Below are 3,605 nucleotides of genomic sequence, written 5' to 3' on the forward strand. Positions count from 1 at the left end.
TTGCGGCGTCGGGTCGCCTGGCGTAACCACCCTTGTCTCGGCCCCATTTGCTTCCCTTGTTTTGTGGGCCCCGTTAGGCCCCGGGGGCCCCCTCGCCGTGGGGGTTGGGGCGGCCCGTCGGCCGGAGCCGGAAGCAATACGCCGTAAGCCAGCCCCTCACCCACGGAACCCACGGACTTTCAGGAGCACACCGTGACCGACGCGCACACCGCCGGCCCCTTCATCGCCGCCATCGACCAGGGCACCACCTCCAGCCGCTGCATCGTCTTCGACCGGGACGGCCGGATCGTCTCCGTCGACCAGAAGGAGCACGAGCAGATCTTCCCGAAGCCGGGCTGGGTGGAGCACAACGCCGCCGAGATCTGGACCAACGTCCAGGAGGTCGTCGCCGGCGCCGTCGAGAAGGCGGGCATCACCCGCGATGACATCAAGGCCATCGGCATCACCAACCAGCGCGAGACGACGCTGCTGTGGGACAAGAACACCGGTGAGCCCGTCCACAACGCCCTCGTCTGGCAGGACACCCGCACCGACGCGCTCTGCAAGGAGCTCGGCCGCAACGTCGGCCAGGACCGCTTCCGCCGCGAGACCGGCCTGCCGCTCGCCTCGTACTTCGCCGGTCCCAAGGCCCGCTGGCTGCTCGACAACGTCGAGGGGCTGCGTGAGCGCGCCGAGGCCGGCGACATCCTCTTCGGCACCATGGACAGCTGGGTCATCTGGAACCTGACGGGCGGTGCGAACGGCGGCCGGCACGTCACCGACGTCACCAACGCCTCCCGCACGATGCTGATGAACCTGCACACCATGCAGTGGGACCCCAAGATCGCCGAGTCCATCGGCGTGCCGCTGAACATGCTGCCCGAGATCCGCTCCTCGGCCGAGGTGTACGGCGAGGTCACCGGCGGCAAGCTGGGCGACCTGCTCGGCGGCATCCCGGTCGCCTCCGCGCTCGGCGACCAGCAGGCGGCCCTGTTCGGCCAGACCTGTTTCGCCGAGGGCGAGGCCAAGTCCACGTACGGCACCGGCACGTTCATGCTGATGAACACCGGTGACAAGCTCATCAACTCGTACAGCGGCCTGCTGACCACCGTCGGCTACCAGATCGGCGACCAGAAGCCGGTCTACGCCCTTGAGGGATCCATCGCCGTCACGGGCTCGCTCGTCCAGTGGATGCGTGACCAGATGGGCCTCATCAAGTCCGCCGCCGAGATCGAGACGCTCGCGCTGTCGGTCGAGGACAACGGCGGCGCGTACTTCGTGCCGGCCTTCTCCGGTCTGTTCGCCCCGTACTGGCGTCCCGACGCCCGCGGTGTGATCACCGGCCTGACCCGGTACGTCACCAAGGCGCACATCGCGCGCGCCGTCCTGGAGGCCACCGCCTGGCAGACCCGCGAGATCAGCGACGCCATGACGAAGGACTCCGGCGTCGAGCTGACGGCCCTCAAGGTCGACGGCGGCATGACCTCCAACAACCTGCTGATGCAGACCCTGGCCGACGTCCTGGACGCCCCCGTGGTGCGCCCGATGGTCGCCGAGACCACCTGCCTCGGCGCCGCCTACGCCGCCGGTCTCGCCGTCGGCTTCTGGACGAACACCGAGGACCTGCGCGCCAACTGGCGGCGGGCCGCGGAATGGACCCCGAACATGGCCGCGGACACCCGTGACCGTGAGTACAAGAGCTGGCTCAAGGCCGTCGAGCGGACCATGGGCTGGCTCGAAGACGATGCTGACGAGGAGTAATTCGCAATGACCACCCTGCAGAGTGTCCCGGCTCTTGGGACGCACCCGGCCAACGGCTCCGCCGCCTTCCACGCGAAGGCAGTGGGCCGCGCCGAGACCCGGGAGCAGCTGTCCAAGTCGACATACGACCTCCTGGTGATCGGTGGCGGAATCCTGGGCATCTCCACCGCCTGGCATGCCGCGCAGTCGGGTCTGCGGGTGGCCCTGGTCGACGCCGGCGACTTCGCCGGCGCGACCTCCTCCGCCTCCTCCAAGCTGCTCCACGGCGGTCTGCGCTACCTGCAGACCGGCGCGGTGAAGCTGGTGGCGGAGAACCACTTCGAGCGCCGTGCGGTCTCCCGCCAGGTGGCCCCCCACCTGGCGAACCCGCTCACGTTCTACCTCCCCGTGTACAAGGGCGGGCCGCACGGCGCGGCGAAGCTGGGCGCGGGTGTCTTCGCGTACTCGGCGCTGTCGGCCTTCGGTGACGGCGTCGGGCATCTGCTCTCGCCGTCGAAGGCCGCGCAGGACGTTCCCGAGCTGCGCACGGACAACCTGAAGGCCGTGGCCGTGTACGGCGACGACCAGATGAACGACTCCCGGATGGCCCTGATGACGGTCCGCGCGGCCGTCGAGTCGGGTGCCACCGTGCTCAACCACGCCGCCGTCACCGGCCTGCGCTTCACCCGGGGCCGGGTCACCGGCGCCGAGCTGAAGGACACGCTCTCCGGGGACGAGTTCGGTGTGTCGGCACGCCTGGTGCTGAACGCGACCGGGCCGTGGGTGGACCACCTGCGCAAGATGGAGGACGAGAACGCGGCGCCCTCCATCCGCCTCTCCAAGGGCGCGCACCTGGTCCTCAAGCGCACCTCCCCCTGGAAGGCCGCGCTGGCCACGCCGATCGACAAGTACCGCATCACCTTCGCCCTCCCCTGGGAGGACATGCTGCTGCTCGGCACGACCGACGAGGAGTACGAGGGCGACCCGGCGGACGTCTCGGTCACCGAGAAGGACATCTCACAGATCCTGGACGAGGCCGCGTTCTCGATCCGCGACAAGCAGCTGACCCGCGACCTGATCACGTACTCCTTCGCGGGGCTGCGCGTCCTGCCCGGCGGCCCCGGCGACACGTCGAAGGCCAAGCGGGAGACCGTCGTGACCGAGGGCCGGGGCGGCATGCTGTCCGTCGCGGGCGGCAAGTGGACGACCTTCCGGCACATCGGCCGGACCGTCATGAAGCAGCTGGAGACGCTGCCGGGCCGGCCGCTGGGCGAGGACTTCGAGCCGGTCTCGGCGCTGCCGAAGAAGCTGCCGCTGCCGGGGGTCGCCAACCCGCGCGCGGTCGCGCACCGGCTGCTGGTCGACTCCCCCGCGGCCGGTCCGCGGATGGGCGCCGACACCGCCAAGCACCTGGCGACGCACTACGGTTCGCTGGCCTTCGACATCGCGCGACTGGCCGAGGACAACCCGGAGCTGGCGCAGCGCGTGCACGAGGACGCGCCCGAGATCTGGGCGCAGGTCGTGTACGCCCGTGACAACGAGTGGGCGGAGACTGCGGACGACGTGCTGCGGCGGCGCACGACGCTCACCATCCGTGGCCTGGCGGACGACGAGATACGGGGCAAGGTACAGAACTTGCTCGACAACAAGTAGTCCCTGGGGGCCCGCCCCCACCGGGCCGCGCCGCGGTTGGAACGGTGCGGCCCCGTCGTGGCCGGTCGCGCAGTTCCCCGCGCCCCTGAAGGAACAGGGCTGGGCGCCGCGTTCCGTGTGCGGCTCAAAGCCAAAAGATTGCGCAGTTCCCCGCGCCCCTAAAGGCAAAGGCAAAAGACTGCGCCGTTCCCCGCGCCCCTCAAGAACCGCGTCCGTCTGCGGGCCGGTGGGGG

At 70.0% G+C, this 3,605-nt stretch carries 2 protein-coding genes; both read left to right on the plus strand.

Going from position 1 to position 3,605, the window contains the following annotated elements:
• Positions 1–192: 192 nt before the first annotated feature.
• A complete protein-coding gene (gene glpK / locus ACFWGJ_RS42770; RefSeq protein ID WP_387334369.1) occupies positions 193–1,740 on the plus strand; it encodes a glycerol kinase GlpK in 1,548 nt (515 codons plus the stop codon).
• A 6-nt stretch (positions 1,741–1,746) separates the two neighbouring features.
• Complete coding sequence (locus ACFWGJ_RS42775; protein ID WP_387334370.1) at positions 1,747–3,372, plus strand: FAD-dependent oxidoreductase; 1,626 nt, start codon at positions 1,747–1,749, stop codon at positions 3,370–3,372.
• Positions 3,373–3,605 lie beyond the last annotated feature (233 nt).

It is taken from the genome of Streptomyces sp. NPDC060205 (assembly GCF_042728395.1).
Taxonomy (GTDB): domain Bacteria; phylum Actinomycetota; class Actinomycetes; order Streptomycetales; family Streptomycetaceae; genus Streptomyces.